The organism is Azotobacter chroococcum, from assembly GCF_002220155.1.
GTDB classification, from domain to species: domain Bacteria; phylum Pseudomonadota; class Gammaproteobacteria; order Pseudomonadales; family Pseudomonadaceae; genus Azotobacter; species Azotobacter chroococcum.
This window is the reverse complement of sequence record NZ_CP011835.1, coordinates 1,340,306-1,356,821: the sequence shown is the minus strand read 5'-3', so window position 1 is coordinate 1,356,821 and position 16,516 is coordinate 1,340,306. Positions and strand designations below refer to the sequence as shown.

Genomic DNA, 16,516 nt, shown 5'->3' with positions numbered 1-16,516 from the left:
GTATTGACGGGCGGCGCCATTCAAGCAGTATCAAGTTGCCATCATGTGACAGCTGTCACGCCCGTTCCGCCCGGCACGTCCCGCCGCCGTCACGCCACCTGATACCCCCTGCAGCCCGCGGGGGCCCTGCGAGGGAAAACGATATGCCCTGGTACGTCTGGCTGATACTGATACTGGTGTTTGGCTCGGTGATCGGCAGCCTGCTGGCGCTGCGCGACGCGGCGAAGAAGCTGCCCCTGACCAAGGAGCAGCTCGAGCGCATCCGCCAGCGCAACGCCGAGCTGGATGCCAGGGAGCAGCGGGAAAAGGAAAGGTAGGCAGCGGATCGTGCCCGCCGGGCGGCGGGCACGGCAATCAGCGCTCCGCGCCCAGCTTGCCCTCTTCATCGGAGAACACAATCTCCACCCGGCGGTTGCGCGCGCGGCCCTGGTTGGAGGCGTTCTCGGCGACCGGGTAGGCCTCGCCATAGCCGGCGACCTGGATGCGTTTGCCGTCGACGCCCAGATCCACCAGCATGTCGTGGACCGACTGGGCGCGACCGCGGGACAGTTCGAGGTTGAGCCGGTCGTCGCCCTGGGTGTCGGTATAGCCCTCGATGCGCACCACGCGGCGCTGGTTGAGGCGCAGGAACCTGGCCACCTGCAGCACGGTGCGCGTCGCCGCCGAGCGCAGCTCCACCTGCCCGGTATCGAACAGCACATCGCCCAGGGTCATAACCAGACCGCGCTCGGTTTCGGTGGTGGCCTGGCCGAGCAGTTGTTCCTCGAGCCATTGCCCCTGTTGTTCGGCATTCAGCAGGCGGGCCTCGCTCAGGGCCAGCTGCAGGCGATCGCGCTCCTTTTCCAGCTGGGCGACGCGCTCGGCGGCCTGGCGCTGCGCGCCATGCTCGCGGGCGATCTGGCCGTAGCGCCGGCTCAGATAGGCGTAGTGGAGGACATCCTCCTCGCTGCCCAGGTAGCTGGAGAAGCGCTCGGCCCGCTCCAGCGACTCCTCGGCCCGCGCCAGGTCCTTCTCGGCGCTGAGCCGCACCGCCGGATCGGTGCGGATAGCCAGCAGCTCGGCGTGCGCCTCGTCCAGGGTTCGCCGCGTCTCCGGCGAGGTGGTGGCGCAACCGCCCAGCAGCGCCAGGGCCAGTAGGCCGAACGGGAAAGCATGCGGCCCCTTCATCAGAGTTCCCCCAGCTGCTGGCGCAGCACGCCGATCTGCTGCTCGACTTCGCTCACCTGCTTGTTGCTCTTGCGGGTCAGCAGCTGCGCCTCGGCCAGACGCGCATCCAGCTCGGCCTGTTCGGCCAGCATGCGCGCCTGCTTGTGATGACCGGCGGCCAGCGCGGCCCCGGCCTGCTCGAACTTGCCCTGCGCCAGGGCCAGCTCGGTCTGCTCCGCGTCGGCGCCGACGGCGCGGGCCTGCACCAGCGCCTGCTCGCTCAGGCGCAGCTGCTCGTGCGGCGCGGGATCACTGGCGCAGCCGGCCACGACGAGGAAAAGCAGGGCAACGGAAAAACTTGCGCTATTCACGAATGGATTCCTACTTGGCAGCGGGTGAAGACGGCAAGCCCTGCGCCTTCCAGCGCGCGGCATTGCGTTGCAACAGGCTTTCCACCAGCCCGGCGGCGTTCAGCTCGGCCAGCCGGGCCGCCAGCCGGGCGCGCAGCGCCGGCTCGTTGCAGGCGGAGTCGCGTCCCACGGCCAGATACAGCCCTTCGCTGACCAGCGGCGGCAGCAGCGGCTGGATCTCCGCCTGCATACCCAGCGCCTCGGCGGCGGCCCGAACGGCATACGGCTCCCCGAGCAAATAGGCGACCTCGCCCCGCTGCAGCTTCTTCAGGGCTTCGGCCAGGCTCGGCAGCTCCTCGAGCGGCAGGGAGGTGCCGGACAGCGGCTCGAACTCGCGGGCCAAGCGGCCATCGGCCAGGGCCGCGCCCTGGTGAGTGTACAGGTCGCTCCAGCCTTCATAGGGGAAGACCCGGTCCCTGTGCACCCAGACCAGCGTGGACTGCACGAAGAGCGCCGGCTCGATGAAGTCCAGCGACTCCAGGCGGGCGGCGCTGGGGAAGCTGCCGAGCAGCAGGTCGATGCGGCCGCTCGCCACGTTCGCCTCGGCACGCTCCCGGGAACGGGAGCGGATCAGGTCGATCCTGAGCTCCAGCGCCTTGGCCAGCAGCTCGAGCAGGTCGGCGCTGGCGCCGATCAGTTGCCCGGGATTCTGCGGATCGCGCCAGAGATAGGGCGGCTGGTCGGGGTCGCCGGTGGCGACCAGCCGCTCGCAGGTGCCGGCCGTGACCGCCATGGGCGACAGCAGGCCGGCCAGCGCCAGCAGCGCGGCAAGGAAACGGTTCTGCATGGAATTTCCGCAGGGGCGTGGTTGGAGAGTTGCCGGCCCCAGTTGCAAGAAGCCCGCTCGGTGAGCGGGCTTCGGATCCGGCCGGCGAGCGATCAGAGCTGCTTTTCCAGCTCCGGCACGACTTCGAACAGATCCGCCACCAGCCCGTAGTCGGCCACCTGGAAGATCGGCGCCTCGGCGTCCTTGTTGATCGCCACGATCACCTTCGAGTCCTTCATCCCCGCCAGGTGCTGGATCGCACCGGAAATCCCCACCGCGATGTACAGGTCCGGCGCGACGATCTTGCCGGTCTGCCCGACCTGCATGTCGTTCGGCGCGAATCCCGCATCCACCGCGGCGCGCGAGGCGCCCACCGCCGCGCCCAGCTTGTCCGCCAGGGCATAGAGCAGCTGGAAGTTCTCGCCGCTCTGCAGGCCGCGCCCGCCGGAGACCACCACCCGCGCCGAGGTCAGCTCCGGACGGTCGGACTTGGCCAGCTCCTCGCCGACGAAGCTCGATTTACCCGCCTCGCCCGCACCGGCCAGCGCCTCGATCGAGGCCGAGCCGCCCTCGCCCGCCGCCGCGTCGAAGGCGGTGGCACGCACGCTGATCACCTTGATCGGCGCGCTGGACTGCACGGTGGCGATGGCGTTGCCGGCGTAGATCGGCCGCTTGAAGGTGTCGGCGCTTTCCACCGCGACGATCTCGGAGATCTGGTCGACATCCAAGAGCGCCGCCACGCGCGGCAGGTAGTTCTTGCCGTTGGTCGAGGCCGGCGCCAGCACATGGCTGTAGTTCTTCGCCAGACCGGCGATCAGCGGCGCGACGTTCTCCGCCAGCAGGTGGCCGTAGGCCGCGTCGTCGGCGACCAGCACCTTGGCCACCCCGGCGATCTTCGCGGCGCTCTCGGCCACCGCGGCGCAGCCGCTGCCGGCCACCAGCACATGGATATCCCCGCCGATGGCCCGGGCCGCGGTGACGGTGTTCAGGGTTGCGGCCGCCAGTACCGCGTTGTCGTGTTCAGCGATTACCAGGATTGCCATCTCAGATCACCTTCGCCTCGTTCTTCAGCTTCTCCACCAGCTCGGCCACCGAGCCCACCTTGATGCCCGCCTGGCGCTCGGCCGGGGCCTCGACCTTGAGGGTCTTCAGGGTGGAAGCGACCGATACGCCCAGCTCCGCCGGCTTGACCGTCTCCAGCGGCTTCTTCTTGGCCTTCATGATGTTCGGCAGCGAGGCGTAGCGCGGCTCGTTGAGGCGCAGGTCGGTGGTGACGATGGCCGGCAGCTTCAGCTCGATCGTCTGCAGGCCGCCGTCGATCTCGCGGGTGACCTTGAGCTTGTCGCCTGCGACCTCGACCTTCGAGGCGAAGGTGCCCTGGGCGTAGCCGGTCAGCGCGGCGAGCATCTGCCCGGTCTGGTTGTTGTCGCTGTCGATGGCCTGCTTGCCGGTGATCACCAGCTGCGGCTGCTCCTTGTCGACCACCGCCTTGAGCAGCTTGGCCACCGCCAGGGAACCCAGCTCCTCGTCGGTCTCGATCAGGATGGCGCGGTCGGCGCCGAGGGCCAGGGCGGTGCGCAGCTGCTCCTGAGCCTGGGCCGGGCCGACGGACACGGCGACGATCTCCGTGGCGATGCCGCGCTCCTTCAGGCGCACCGCTTCTTCCACGGCGATCTCGCAGAAGGGGTTCATCGACATCTTGACGTTGGCCAGATCGACGCCGGAGCCATCGGCCTTGACGCGGACCTTGACGTTGTAGTCGACCACTCGTTTGACAGCTACAAGAACCTTCATGGATTCCTCGTTCTCTCCGGTAGATGGAATGTCGCCAAGGCAAGCAATGGCCTGTGGTTGACGGCCGGAGCCGACGTCAGCCCCCTGCGGCGAGCATGAAACGGGCCGTATCTTGACCGCAGGGCACCGCCCGGTCAACCGAGAGCGGCCTGGCTTTCCGGGGCTCCGGCAGCCGCCTTCGGGGCAGTTCGCCGCCGTCTTTGCATTGGTCCGCCCCGAGGGCTCGGATATATAATGGCCGACCCTCACCAGGGAACACGCGAAGAGAGCCCCGAGCAGGAGATATTTGTGGAACGCGAATACATGGAATTCGACGTCGTCATCGTCGGCGCCGGTCCGGCCGGTCTGTCCGCCGCCTGTCGGCTGAAGCAGCAGGCCGCCGAGGCTGGTCAGGAGATCAGCGTGTGCGTGGTCGAGAAGGGTTCCGAAGTCGGCGCCCACATCCTCTCCGGTGCCGTCTTCGAGCCGCGCGCCCTGAACGAACTCTTCCCGAACTGGAAGGAACTGGGCGCCCCGCTGAACACCCCGGTCAAACGCGACGACATCTACCTGTTCAGGAGCGCCGAGAAGGCCACCAGGCTGCCGAACGCCCTAGTGCCCAAGACCATGCACAACGAGGGCAACTACATCATCTCCCTGGGCAACCTGTGCCGCTGGCTGGCGCAGCAGGCCGAAGCCATGGGCGTCGAGATCTACCCGGGCTTCGCCGCCCAGGAGGCGCTGATCGACGACGCGGGCGTGGTGCGCGGCATCGTCACCGGCGACCTGGGCGTCGACCGCGAAGGCAAGCCGAAGGACGGCTACTACACCCCCGGCATGGAGTTGCGCGGCAAGTACACCCTGTTCGCCGAGGGCTGCCGCGGCCACATCGGCAAGCAGCTGATCGCCCGCTTCCAGCTGGACGAAGAGGCCGACGCCCAGCACTACGGCATCGGCATCAAGGAAATCTGGGACGTCGAACCGACCCGCCACGAGCAGGGCCTGGTGGTGCACACCGCCGGCTGGCCGCTGGACGACGAGAACCCGGGCGGCTCCTTCCTCTATCATCTGGAGAACGGCCAGGTGGTGGTCGGCCTGATCGTCGACCTGTCCTACAGCAACCCCTTCCTGTCGCCCTTCGACGAGTTCCAGCGCTACAAGCACCACCCGGTGATCGCCCAGTACCTGCAAGGCGGCAAGCGGGTGTCCTACGGCGCCCGCGCCATCTGCAAGGGCGGTCTGAACTCGCTGCCGAAGATGGTCTTCCCCGGCGGCGCGCTGATCGGCTGCGACCTGGGCACTCTGAACTTCGCCAAGATCAAGGGCAGCCACACCGCGATGAAGTCCGGCATGCTGGCCGCCGACGCCGTCCTCGCCGCCCTTGCCGGCGGCAGCCAGGGCGGCGACGAGCTGAACGGCTACGTCGCGTCGTTCAAGTCCAGCTGGCTGTACGAGGAGCTGTTCCGCAGCCGCAACTTCGGCGCCGCCATCCACAAGTTCGGCGCGCTGGCCGGCGGGGCCTTCAACTTCATCGACCAGAACCTGTTCGGCGGCAAGATCCCGCTCACCCTGCACGACGACAAGCCGGACCACAGCTGCCTGAAGCTGGCCTCCGAGGCGAAGCGGATCGAGTATCCCAAGCCGGACGGCAAGCTCAGCTTCGACAAGCTCAGCTCGGTGTTCCTCTCCAACACCAACCACGAGGAAGACCAGCCCTGCCACCTGCGGCTGACCGACCCGAGCATCCCGATCACCCGCAACCTGCCGCTGTACGACGAGCCGGCGCAGCGCTACTGCCCGGCCGGCGTCTACGAGGTGGTGAAGCAGGACGACGGCAGCCCGCGCTTCCAGATCAACGCGCAGAACTGCGTGCACTGCAAGACCTGCGACATCAAGGACCCGGCCCAGAACATCACCTGGGTGGCCCCGGAAGGCGCCGGCGGGCCGAACTATCCCAACATGTAAGCGAAACCATCGAGGCTCCTGCGGGAGCCTCGAACGTTTCTCCCCTACCAGAGCTTCCAGGTGTAGTCGACGTTGACCCGCGTCTCGTTGTCGTCGCGCATCGAGGCGTTGGGCGCGAAGCTGTTCTGGTAGCGCGAGTTGCGCACACGCAGCGCCACGCCCTTAATCGGCCCCGACTGCACCACGTAGGACAGCTCCAGGTAGCGCTCGGTCTCTTCCCGGTCCCGGCCGCCGAGGCGCTCCGGCAGCTCGGCGTTGGTGCCCTTCATGAAGCGCGCCACCCCGATCAGCCCGGGCAGCCCCGCCGCGGCGAAGTCGTATTCGTAGCGCACGTGCCAGAAGTGCTCGTCGGCATTGAGGAATTCCGAGCTGATCGCGTATTCGGAAATCAGGTGCGGCTCCGAGCCGGCGATGTAGGGCATCGCCGAGTCGCCGCTGGACAGCGCGCCGCCCACCGTCAGCCGGTGCCCGCCCAGCTTGTAGCCGAAGGCCACCCCGACGTACTGGTTGTCGACCGAGCCGGCCTTGCCGTCGCCCTCCTCGTCGCTGAGGAACCAGCGGAAGTCGGTCTTGAACTCCCCCGGCCCGAGCTTGAACTGGTGGATCGCGCCCAGGTAGTTCTGCTGGTAGATCTCGTCGAGACGGGCGTGGTAGTAGCTCACGCTCAGTTCCTTGGTCAGCGCGTAGTCACCGCCGAGGAAGATGAACTCGTCGGACTCGGCGGTGCCGTCGAAGCGGCCGTTGGGCGCGGCGATGGTGATCTTCTGGTAGTCGGTGGAGTCGCGCTGGTTCATCCGGTTCAGGTAGCCGCCCTGGAAGCTCAGGCCCTGGATGTCCTGGGAGCGCAGGTGGCCGCCGCGGAAGGTCTGCCAGAGCAGCCGGGCCGGGCTGCTGATCAGGATCGGCAGACGCGGCATCACGGTGCCGACGTGCAGTTCGGTCTTCGAGTAGCGCATCTTGCCGGTGATGCCCAGCTCGGAATACTCCTCTGCGGCCTCGCCGCTGCCGCGCTGGACCGGCAGCAGGCCGGTGCCGACCCGGTCGCGCGAGGAGTCGAGCTGGACGCCGAGCATGCCCTGCAGGTCGAGGCCGAAGCCGACCGGGCCCTCGGTGAAGCCGGACTTGATGTTGAGGATGAAGCCCTGCGCCCACTCGCGGCGCGCGGAGATGTTGCTTTCGCCCTTGTAGTCGCGGTCGAAGTAGAAGTTGCGCAGGGTCAGGCTGCCCTGGCTGTCCTCGATGAAGCCGCCTGCCTGTGCCGTTCCCTGGGCGAGCAGCAGCAGGGCTGCGCCGGCCGCGCCCCGTCTTGTGTCGAGCATGTCGGATACCTTTTTTGTTCTTGTTGTCCGCCGCCGCCCCGCAGCGGGACGGTGGCGAGATAAAACGCAATGGAATGAGGCGCGCCCTCCCGCCGGGTCGCGCTGTTCGGATCAGGCCCCCGCGCCCTGCTCGCGACGCCGGCCAAGCAGGTAGAACACCGCCACGCCGGCCAGCACCAGGCCCGGTGCCGAGGCCAGCATCACCCCGGCGCTGCCGAAGCCCAGCGCCAGCATCTTGCCGGCCACCAGCGGGCCGCTCATGGCCCCCAGGCGGCCGACCGCCACGGCGCTGCCGACGCCGGTGGCGCGCACCTCGGTGCGGTAGAACAGCGGCGCCAGGGCATAGAGCACGCCCTGCCCGCCGGTGGCGAACATGCCGGCGGCGAAGCCGGCCATCAGCATGCTGGCGAATGCCTCGGACAGCCCGAGCGCCGCCAGTGCGGCGAGCAGGCCGAGATAGATCAGCCCGGCCATCGCCAGCGGCCGCAGACGCTCCATCAGCACGCCGAGCATCAGGGTGCCGACCGCCGCGCCGATCTGCAGGGAGAACATCACCCAGCTGGCCTCTCTGCCGGTGAAGCCCTGGCCCACCAGCAGGCTCGGCAGCCAGCTGATCAGCATGTAGACGACCATCAGGGTGAAGAAGTAGGCGCCCCACAGCAGCAAGGTCGGCAGCGCACTGCCGTTGCGGAACAGGCCCTCGACGACCGGGACAGGAGCGGCCCGGGTTGCCGACTGCTGGCGGGCGCGGAAGGCCGCCGACTCGGGCAGCCAGAAGGCCAGCAGCGGCAGCACCAGCAGCGGCAGCACGCCGCCGACGTAGTACACCAGCGTCCAGTCGGCGGAAAAGCCGGCGATGCCGATGGCGGCCGCCAGCGCCGCCCCCAGCGGCACGCCGCAGTACATCAGGCTCACCGCGGTGCCGCGCAGGCGCTCGCCGGCCGCCTCCGAGCACAGCGCGATCAGGTTGGGCAGCGCCGCGCCGAGACCGACTCCGGTCAGCAGGCGCGCCGCCAGCAGGCTGTAGAGCTCCCAGGCATGGGCGGTGGCGATGGAGAACAGGCCGAACAGCGCCACCGAACCGATCAGCACCCACTTGCGGCCGATGCGGTCGGCCAGCCAGCCGCCGACCAGGGCGCCGGGCAGCAGGCCGAGGATGCCGGCGCTGAACACCCAACCCATGTGCAGCCTGTCCAGACCGAAGGCGGCGGCCATGCCGGGCGCCGCGATGCCCGGCGCCTGGAAGTCGATGCCCTCCAGCACCGCGACGGAAAAGCACAGGGCGATGGTCAGCCAGGTTCGCCGGGCGTCCTGTTCCGCGTCCGCGGACGCCAGATGTTGCGAGGTGTAGGTCGTCATTATTGTTGTACCTATGGTTTGTGGGGGACGTACGCAACCGGCCGGCGGCCCGGAGGCCGCCGGCGCAATCTCGGCTTTTCGGGGTCAGCGCTTGAGCAGATCCAGCGCCACGTCGACGATCATGTCCTCCTGGCCGCCGACCATCCGCCGCTTGCCCAGCTCGACGAGGATGTCCACGGTGCTCAGGCCGTATTTCTGCGCCGCCACCTCGGCATGGCGCAGGAAGCTCGAGTAGACGCCGGCATAACCGAGGGCCAGGGTCTCGCGGTCGACCCGCACCGGGCGGTCCTGCAGCGGGCGGACGATCTCGTCGGCGGCGTCCATCAGGGTGTAGAGGTCGGTGCCGTGGTTCCAGCCGAGGCGCTCGGCCGCGGCGATGAACACTTCCAAGGGCGCGTTCCCCGCACCGGCGCCCATGCCGGCCAGCGAGGCGTCGATGCGGTCGCAGCCCTCCTCCACCGCGACGATGGAGTTGGCCACCCCGAGGCTCAGGTTGTGGTGGGCGTGGATGCCGGTCTGGGTCGAAGGGTCGAGCAGGTCCTTGACCGCGCGAAAGCGCTCGCGGATGTCCTGCATGCCCATGGCGCCGCCGGAGTCGACCACGTAGATGCAGGTGGCGCCGTAGCTTTCCATCTTCCTGGCCTCGACGGCGAGGTTCTGCGGGCTGGTCATGTGGCTCATCATCAGGAAGCCCACGGTGTCCATGCCGAGCTTTCGCGCGTGCTCGATGTGCTGCCTGGAGACATCTGCCTCGGTGCAGTGGGTGGCCACCCGGACGATGCGCGCGCCCGCTTTATAGGCGTTGTCGAGGTCATGGACGGTGCCGATGCCGGGCAGCAGCAGGGTGGCGATTTTCGCGTGCGTCACCACCTCGGCCACCGCCTCGATCCATTCCAGGTCGGTGTGGGCGCCGAAGCCGTAGTTGAAGCTCGAACCCTGCAGGCCGTCGCCGTGGGCGACCTCGATGGAGTCGACCTTCGCCTGGTCCAGCGCGCGGGCGATGGCCTGCACGCTGGCGATCGAATACTGGTGGCGGATCGCGTGGCTGCCGTCGCGCAGGGTCACGTCGGAGATGTACAGCTTCTTGCCGGGGTTGAAGGTCATGGCGGCGCTCCTTACGCGTTCAGCATCGGCTGGGACAACATGGATTGCGCCATGCGCTCGGCGGTAGCCAGCGCAGCGGAGGTCATGATGTCGAGGTTGCCGGCGTAGGCCGGCAGGTAGTGGGCGGCGCCCTCCACCTCGAGGAACACCGAGGTCTTCAGCCCGGAGAGATGCCCGAGGCCGGGAATGTTCAGCGGCGCGGCGTCGGGAATCACGTCGAACTGCACCCGCTGCTTCAGGCGATAGCCCGGCACGTAGGACTGCACCGCCTGGGCCATTTCCGCGATGGACGCCTCCACCTGCGCCTGGTCGGCGAGATCCGACAGCACGTAGACGGTGTCGCGCATGATCAAGGGCGGCTCGGCCGGGTTGAGGACGATGATCGCCTTGCCCTTCTGCGCCCCGCCGATCACCTCGATGGCCTTCGAGGTGGTCTCGGTGAACTCGTCGATGTTGGCGCGGGTACCCGGGCCGGCCGACTTGCTGGCGATCGAGGCGACGATCTCGGCGTAGTGGACCCTGGCCACGCGGGACACCGCGGCGACCATCGGGATGGTCGCCTGGCCGCCGCAGGTGACCATGTTGACGTTGGTCTCGTGGAGGTTCTGCTCCAGATTCACCACCGGCACGCAGTAGGGACCGATGGCTGCCGGGGTCAGGTCGATCATGCGCAGGCCGGGTTTCAAACCACGGAGGAACACGTCGTTCTTCACGTGGGCGCCGGCCGAGGTGGCATCGAAGACGAAATCGATGTCGGCGAACACCGGTAGGCGGGTCAGGCCTTCGACGCCCTCAAAGGTGGTGGCCACGCCGAGGCGTGCGGCGCGGGCCAGGCCATCGGAGGCGGGGTCGATGCCGACCAGGGCGCCCATTTCCAGGTGCCGGCCATGACGGAGGATCTTGATCATCAGGTCGGTGCCGATGTTGCCGGAGCCGACGATGGCGACTTTGAGTTTCTTCATGATTGTTTTCTCTGCTGCAGTCGGGACGGGGACGGACTCATTCGGCGCCGAAGCTGACGGCGACCTGGCCAAGGCCGTCGATCACCGCCTCGAAACGGTCGCCGGCGGCGACACCCACCATCGGCCCGAGGGCGCCGGTGAGGATCAGGTCGCCGGCCTTGAGCGGTTCGCCCAGGCGGGCCATGGTGCGCGCCAGCCACACCGCGGCGTTCAGCGGATGGCCGAGGCATTCGGCGCCGCTGCCGCTGGAGACTTCCTCGCCGTTGCGGGTCATGCGCATCGCCGCCTGGCGCAGGTCGACGTCGGCCAGCCGGCGCGCCGGCCCGCCGAGCACGAAGCAGCCGCTGGAGGCGTTGTCGGCCACGGTGTCGACGAAGCGGATGTTCCAGTCCTGCACGCGGCTACCGACGATTTCCAGCGCCGGCAGCACCCAGCCGGTGGCCTCGACCAGTTCGGCGAAGGTGGTGTCGGCGCGCGGCAGGTCCTTTTCCAGGATCAGGGCGATCTCCGCCTCGATCTTCGGCTGCAGCACGCGGCCGAACGGCACCACCTCGTTGTCGCCGTAGCCCATGTCGGCGAACAGGGTGCCGAAGTCCGGCTGGTCGACGCCGAGCTGGGCCTGCACCTTGGGATTGGTCAGACCGATCTTGCGGCCGACCACGCGGCGGCCGGCGGCCACGGCCTGGGCGACGTTGAGGCGCTGGATGGCGTAGGCGGCCGCGCCGTTGTCCTCGCCGATCAGTCCGCGCAGCGGCTCGACGGCCACCCCGCTCGCCTCGGCCCCGCGCAGGGCAGCGGCCAGTTGTTCCAGGGTCTGTTGGGTCACGCTCATGGAGTACCTCGCAGGGTGCGGGCTGATCGAGCCGAAGCCGGCGACGCCGTTTCGTAGGCTGGCGGGTATACGCTTGGGCTCATTGTTGTTTCCCGCAGGGGGGCTTTCCGCCATCGGGGGCGAGTATAGGAACGCCGCCAAAACCCCTACAATGAAAAACCAGCCATGCGTGCACTAAGTGCACTCGATTGTTTTTAAAAGGGTTTTCAAGCAGACATGAGCAGCGAGCGCGATACCGAATACAAGACCGTGCGCGGCCTGACCCGCGGCCTGCAGATCCTCAACGCCCTCAACCGGGTGGACGGCGGCGCCAGTCCGGCGAAGCTGGCCGAGCTGACCGGGCTGCACCGCACCACGGTGCGGCGCCTGCTGGAGACCCTGCAGGACGAGGGCTACGTGCGGCGCAGCGAATCGGACGACAGCTTCCGCTTGGGCTTGAAGGTGCGCGAACTGAGCGAGGGCTTTCGCGACGAGCAGTGGATTTCCGCGCTGGCCGCGCCGCTCCTGGCCGAGCTGCTGCAGGAGGTGGTCTGGCCGACCGACCTGTGCACCCTGGACGTGGACGCCATGGTGGTGCGCGAGACCACCCACCGCTTCAGCCGGCTGTCGTTCCATCGCTCGATGGTCGGCCGCCGCCTGCCGATGCTGCTCACCGCCACCGGCCTCGCCTATCTGGCCTTCTGTCCGGACGCCGAACGCGAACGCATCGTCGAGCTCCTGGCCAGCCGCGACGACGAGCAGGGGCGCCTGGCGCGCGACCGGCCCGGCCTGGACAACCTGCTGCGGCGCACGCGCCATCGCGGCTACGGCGAGAACTACGGCAGCTGGAACAGCGAGGAAAGGATCGCCGCCATCGCTGTGCCGATCTGTGGGGAACAGCGGGTCTACGGCTGCATCAATCTGGTCTACGTGGCCAAGGCGATGACCATCGAGCAGGCGGCGAAGCGTTACCTGCCGGCCTTGCAGCGCTTCGCGGCCACCGTCGAACAGGGCATCCGCGAACGCGAGCAGGCCGGACCGGCGCTGGCCGGCAACTGAGCCGGCCGGCACGGACAGTCCGTAGGAGCCAGCTTGCTGGCTCCTACGGAGGGTCGAGCCACCCGCTCAGTGGGTCAGGAAGTCCAGCACCATGCGGTTGAACTTGTCGGCGTGTTCCCACTGTGCCCAGTGGCCGCAGCGGTTGAACACGTGCAGTTCGGCGTTGGGCAGGCCGGCGAGCAGGCGCAGGCCGGTGTCCATAGGCACGAAGCGGTCGTTGCTGCCCCAGACGATCAGGGTCTGCGCGGTGATCTCGGCAAGGCGCGGAGCGAAGTCGGGGAACTGCCTGGGGTTGGCCGCCAGGCTCGCGACGAAGTTCTCCAAGTGGTCGCGGCGGCTCAGCATGTTGTCGAGGCGGGTCTGGAACAGCTCCTCGGTCAGCTCGCTGGTGTCGTAGACGAAGACGCTCATCATCTTCTTCAGGTTGTCGATGGTCGGCTCGCGATACAGCCCCTGCAGCAGCTTGATGCCCTCGGTCGGCATCGGCGCGAAGGGGCTGGCGCCGCCGGTGCCACCGCCCATCAGCACCAGCTTGCCGACCCGCTCGGGGTTGGCCAGGGCGAAGGCCACTGCGCTGTGCCCACCCATGGAGTTGCCGATAAGGTGCGCGCGGTCGATGCCGATGGCGTCGAGCAGGCCCTTCAGCGCGCGGGCGTTGAGGTCCGAGCGCGAGCCGCTGCAGACGATGGGATCGCTCTTGCTCCAGCCCGGGCAGTCCATGAGGATCACCCGGTAACCAGCGGCGACCAAGGGTTCGACGTTGCGGTTGAAGTTGGCCCAGCCGCTGGCGCCGGGGCCGGAGCCGTGCAGCATCACCACGGTCTCGGCGCCCGCGCCACAGTCGTTGTAGTGCAGTTGCAGGTCGAGATCGCCTTCCCTAATGCGGACGAACTGGCTGGTGGAGGCTTCGGTCAGGGCCTGGGTAGTTGCCGTCATGTCGCGTTTACCTCGGTTCGGTTCAGGGGGCGAGACGGCGGAAAGCGCCGTTCAGGTACAGGAGCGGCTCGCCGCCCTGCTGGCCGCGGGTGGCCAGCACTTCGCAGAGGAAGGCGTGGTGGGTGCTCTCGTCGAAGACCTTGACCACCCGGCAGTCGAAGTTGGCCAGCGCGCCCTCCAGGGCCGGCATGCCGGTGATCAGCTCGTGCCACTGGCCATGCTCGAAGCGCGCCTCGCCATGCACGCCCTCGACCATGCCGGCGAACACCTTGGCCTCGTGCTCCTGATCGCCGGACAGCACGTTGATACACAGCGCGCCGCTGTTGAGGATCGCCTCGCAGGCGGCGACCTTCTTGTTGACGAAAACCACCAGGCGCGGCGGGTCGGCGGTCACCGAGCAGACCGCAGTGGCGGTGAGGCCGAGGCGGACGTCGCCGTCGCGGGTGGTGATGAGGGTGACGGCGGCGGCCAGGTTGCGCATGCCGTAGCGGTGGTCGTCGGCGCTGACCAGCGGCAGTCCGGCCAGTTCGGTGTTCGGGGTCCAGTCGAGCAGTTGGTTGATCTCTTTGTTCATGACATTCGCTCTCGCACAGCGGGCTGATGGGGAAAGGCCCGGCGGACGCGCCGGGCCTCGCCGGCGGTTCGACTCAGGCCTTGACGCCGAAGGGATTGGCGGCCGGCATGGGATTGCCGAGCAGCTGGGCGCCAAGCAGGTCGCCGATGTTGTCCTGGTTCTGGGTGATGTGGTTGGCGCCGACCAGGATGTCGCGCAGCTGGCGCTGCATCGGGTTGTTCAGCCAGACGCCGCGGGTCGAGGTCTTCTTGAAGATCATGTGCGCCGCCTCGAAGCACTCGCCGCCGGTGAACTGGTTGGTGGCGAAGTGGCGCACGCGCACGTCCAGCGGCACCAGCCTGCCCTGCGAAGCGTAACCCCAGGCTTCCTCGGTGTTGTGCAGCACGCGGGCACTGCAGGCCAGGATCTTGGCCGACGCCTCGCCCAGCCTGCCCCTGATGAAGGGGTCGTTGACCGCGGCGCCGACGGCCTGGTTGAGGTTCTGCCGCGGCACTATGTGCTCGATGTAGAGATCGACCATGCCGCGCGCCATGCCGATGATCACCGAGGACACGGCGGCGTAGAACACGTAGAAGAACGGCATCTTGTACAGGTCGTTCACCTGGCCGTGGGAGTCCTGGTCGTAGGCGCCGATCACGTGGCTGCGGTAGGCCGGCACGAAGACCTCCCTGACGATCAGCTTCTTGCTGCCGGTGCCGGCCAGGCCGACCACATGCCAGTCGTCGACGATCTCGAAGTCACTAGACTGGACCCAGAAGGAGCGGAACACCGTTTCGCCGTTCTCGGCGACACGGCCGCCAAGGAAGGCGCCGCCGGCGGCATGGTCGCAACCGCTGGAGGTCAGCCATTCGCCGTTGAGCAGGTAGCCGCCGTCGACCGCGCTGACGGTGCCGAACGGCGCATAGGAAGAAGACACCAGGCGGCTGTTGTCCTCGCCCCACAGCTCGTCGCCGCAGCGCGGGTCGAGCAGGCCGACCTCGAAGGGGTGCACGCCCAGCACCATCACGTTCCAGGCGCTGGACGGACAGCCGCGGGCCAGCTCCATCAGCACCTTGTTCAGCACGTTGGGGTTCATTTCGTAGCCGCCCCAGCGCCTGGGCTGCAGGATCTTGAAGAAGCCGGCCTCCTGGAAGGCCTGGATGGTCTCGCGCGACACCATGCGCGCCTTCTCGGTGGCGTCGGCCTTCTCGCGCAGCCAGGGGATCATGGCCTCGGCGCGCGCGACGATTTCGGCTTCGCCGGGAATGGAGGTATCGATATGGCTCATTGTTCTCTCCGCGGGTGACGCATTGTTGTTGTGGAGGGCTGCTGCCCGGAAAAGGGCTCAGCGTTGCTCGGCGCTCACCACGCCATAGCCGGCGATCCATTCGTTGATCGGCCGGTAGTAGTCCTGCCGGGCACGGTAGGCGCCGGTGGCCGCCAGCGCGGCGAAGGCGGCGACCCAGGTACGGATCTCGTGGGTCGAACGGCCGGCGGCCCTGGAAATCTCCTCGACCCTGAAGTCGTCGACCTCGTCGAGGCGGCCCTGCACCAGCAGGTCGATGAAGGCCAGGTCCCAGTCGGTGTTCAGCGGCGTCAGCGGGCAGTCCGCAGTGCCGTAGATCTGGCCGGCGGCGATGGTGCGCGCCTGGCGGGCGGCGCGCGCCTCCGGGGTCGGATTGCGCCCGGCGATCAGGAAGTTGGCGATTTCTTCGGGAGCGCCCGACAGCAGCGGCACCGGCGGTTCGTGGGACAGGCCGCCGGTGCCGAGGATCAGCACGCGCTTGTTCAGCGTGGCGGCGAAGCGGCCGACCGCCTCGCCCAGCTTGCGGATGCGCCGATAGGGCGCGAAGGGCGGTGCCACCGAGTTGATGATGATCGGGATCACCGGGTAGCGGGTCAGGCTGCCGGTCAGCTCCTCGAGGGTCTGGGTGCAGCCGTGATCGACCTGCAGGCGATGCGACAGAGCGATGTCGACGTCGCTGTCGAGGATGAAGCGCGCCATGTCGAGCGCCAGCTCCCGGGGAATCGACAGCGGACCGGGCAGGGTCTGGTAGTCGGCGACCGACTCGGCGGCGGTGGCGATCACGAACGGCGGCATCAGGTCGTAGAACAGGCCGTTGTAATGGTCGGGTGCGAAGATCACGATCAGCTCGGGGTCGAAGGCCTCGACCTCGGCGCGCGCCTTGGCGAGAGCCGCATCGACTTCGGCGACGACGTCGGCCCCCGGATCGTTCAGGCCGCGCAAGGGCGTATGCGACAGGCATTTCAGTTTGATGGTCATCAAGCCTCCTGGAGCCTTGGGGCGAACAGCCTCCTGCCGGCCGCATGGCCGGAATCCGCAGCGAATCGC

At 68.1% G+C, this 16,516-nt stretch carries 17 protein-coding genes; 3 read left to right on the top strand and 14 right to left on the bottom strand.

Annotated features, from left to right (window positions below):
* Positions 1-143: 143 nt before the first annotated feature.
* Positions 144-317 carry a DUF2897 family protein gene (locus ACG10_RS06310; RefSeq protein ID WP_082045468.1) on the top strand — a complete coding sequence of 58 codons (174 nt, stop codon included), beginning with the start codon at positions 144-146 and terminating at the stop codon, positions 315-317.
* 37 nt (positions 318-354) lie between these two features.
* Here the strand turns inward: ACG10_RS06310 and ACG10_RS06305 are convergent, their stop codons facing one another.
* The 5 genes from ACG10_RS06305 to ACG10_RS06285 form a co-directional block, all read right to left on the bottom strand.
* The gene (locus ACG10_RS06305; protein ID WP_089167568.1) at positions 355-1,167 is read right to left on the bottom strand and encodes an OmpA family protein; all 813 of its coding nucleotides are present in this window, start codon (positions 1,165-1,167) and stop codon (positions 355-357) included.
* The gene (locus ACG10_RS06300) at positions 1,167-1,517 is read right to left on the bottom strand and encodes a DUF4398 domain-containing protein (RefSeq protein ID WP_089167567.1); all 351 of its coding nucleotides are present in this window, start codon (positions 1,515-1,517) and stop codon (positions 1,167-1,169) included. Before ACG10_RS06300 ends, ACG10_RS06305 begins: the two co-directional genes overlap by 1 nt.
* Before the next feature lie 10 nt (positions 1,518-1,527).
* A complete protein-coding gene (locus tag ACG10_RS06295) occupies positions 1,528-2,343 on the bottom strand; it encodes a substrate-binding periplasmic protein (RefSeq protein ID WP_089167566.1) in 816 nt (271 codons plus the stop codon).
* A gap of 92 nt (positions 2,344-2,435) precedes the next feature.
* Complete coding sequence (locus tag ACG10_RS06290; RefSeq protein ID WP_089167565.1) at positions 2,436-3,365, bottom strand: electron transfer flavoprotein subunit alpha/FixB family protein; 930 nt, start codon at positions 3,363-3,365, stop codon at positions 2,436-2,438.
* 1 nt (position 3,366) lies between these two features.
* The gene (locus tag ACG10_RS06285; RefSeq protein WP_089167564.1) at positions 3,367-4,116 is read right to left on the bottom strand and encodes an electron transfer flavoprotein subunit beta/FixA family protein; all 750 of its coding nucleotides are present in this window, start codon (positions 4,114-4,116) and stop codon (positions 3,367-3,369) included.
* 288 nt (positions 4,117-4,404) lie between these two features.
* Between ACG10_RS06285 and ACG10_RS06275 the strand changes: the two genes are divergently transcribed.
* On the top strand, positions 4,405-6,060 hold the full coding sequence (locus ACG10_RS06275; protein ID WP_089167563.1) for an electron transfer flavoprotein-ubiquinone oxidoreductase: 1,656 nt from the start codon (positions 4,405-4,407) through the stop codon (positions 6,058-6,060).
* Between the two features lie 44 nt (positions 6,061-6,104).
* On the opposite strand, the gene ACG10_RS06270 is transcribed toward ACG10_RS06275, so the two are convergent.
* From ACG10_RS06270 to mhpD, 5 genes are all read right to left on the bottom strand, one after another.
* On the bottom strand, positions 6,105-7,379 hold the full coding sequence (locus tag ACG10_RS06270) for an OprD family porin (protein WP_089167562.1): 1,275 nt from the start codon (positions 7,377-7,379) through the stop codon (positions 6,105-6,107).
* A 111-nt stretch (positions 7,380-7,490) separates the two neighbouring features.
* Positions 7,491-8,738 carry a 3-(3-hydroxy-phenyl)propionate transporter MhpT gene (gene mhpT / locus ACG10_RS06265; protein WP_089167561.1) on the bottom strand — a complete coding sequence of 416 codons (1,248 nt, stop codon included), beginning with the start codon at positions 8,736-8,738 and terminating at the stop codon, positions 7,491-7,493.
* Between the two features lie 84 nt (positions 8,739-8,822).
* Positions 8,823-9,842, bottom strand: coding sequence for a 4-hydroxy-2-oxovalerate aldolase (gene dmpG / locus ACG10_RS06260; RefSeq protein WP_089167560.1), 1,020 nt, complete (start codon positions 9,840-9,842; stop codon positions 8,823-8,825).
* Positions 9,843-9,853: 11 nt separating this feature from the next.
* A complete protein-coding gene (locus ACG10_RS06255) occupies positions 9,854-10,804 on the bottom strand; it encodes an acetaldehyde dehydrogenase (acetylating) (RefSeq protein WP_089167559.1) in 951 nt (316 codons plus the stop codon).
* Positions 10,805-10,841: 37 nt separating this feature from the next.
* Positions 10,842-11,636 carry a 2-keto-4-pentenoate hydratase gene (mhpD, locus tag ACG10_RS06250; RefSeq protein ID WP_089167558.1) on the bottom strand — a complete coding sequence of 265 codons (795 nt, stop codon included), beginning with the start codon at positions 11,634-11,636 and terminating at the stop codon, positions 10,842-10,844.
* A gap of 216 nt (positions 11,637-11,852) precedes the next feature.
* On the opposite strand from mhpD, the gene ACG10_RS06245 reads away from it, so the two are divergent.
* Entirely contained in the window at positions 11,853-12,674 is an 822-nt protein-coding gene (locus tag ACG10_RS06245; RefSeq protein ID WP_089167557.1) for a DNA-binding transcriptional regulator, read from the top strand.
* A 66-nt stretch (positions 12,675-12,740) separates the two neighbouring features.
* Here the strand turns inward: ACG10_RS06245 and ACG10_RS06240 are convergent, their stop codons facing one another.
* The 4 genes from ACG10_RS06240 to ACG10_RS06225 form a co-directional block, all read right to left on the bottom strand.
* Positions 12,741-13,610 carry an alpha/beta fold hydrolase gene (locus tag ACG10_RS06240; protein ID WP_089167556.1) on the bottom strand — a complete coding sequence of 290 codons (870 nt, stop codon included), beginning with the start codon at positions 13,608-13,610 and terminating at the stop codon, positions 12,741-12,743.
* A gap of 22 nt (positions 13,611-13,632) precedes the next feature.
* Entirely contained in the window at positions 13,633-14,184 is a 552-nt protein-coding gene (locus ACG10_RS06235; RefSeq protein WP_089167555.1) for a flavin reductase family protein, read from the bottom strand.
* Between the two features lie 73 nt (positions 14,185-14,257).
* Positions 14,258-15,451 (bottom strand): acyl-CoA dehydrogenase family protein, encoded by a 1,194-nt coding sequence (locus tag ACG10_RS06230; protein WP_089167554.1) that lies wholly within the window; start codon positions 15,449-15,451, stop codon positions 14,258-14,260.
* A 57-nt stretch (positions 15,452-15,508) separates the two neighbouring features.
* A complete protein-coding gene (locus ACG10_RS06225; RefSeq protein WP_089167553.1) occupies positions 15,509-16,447 on the bottom strand; it encodes a 3-carboxyethylcatechol 2,3-dioxygenase in 939 nt (312 codons plus the stop codon).
* Positions 16,448-16,516: the final 69 nt, after the last annotated feature.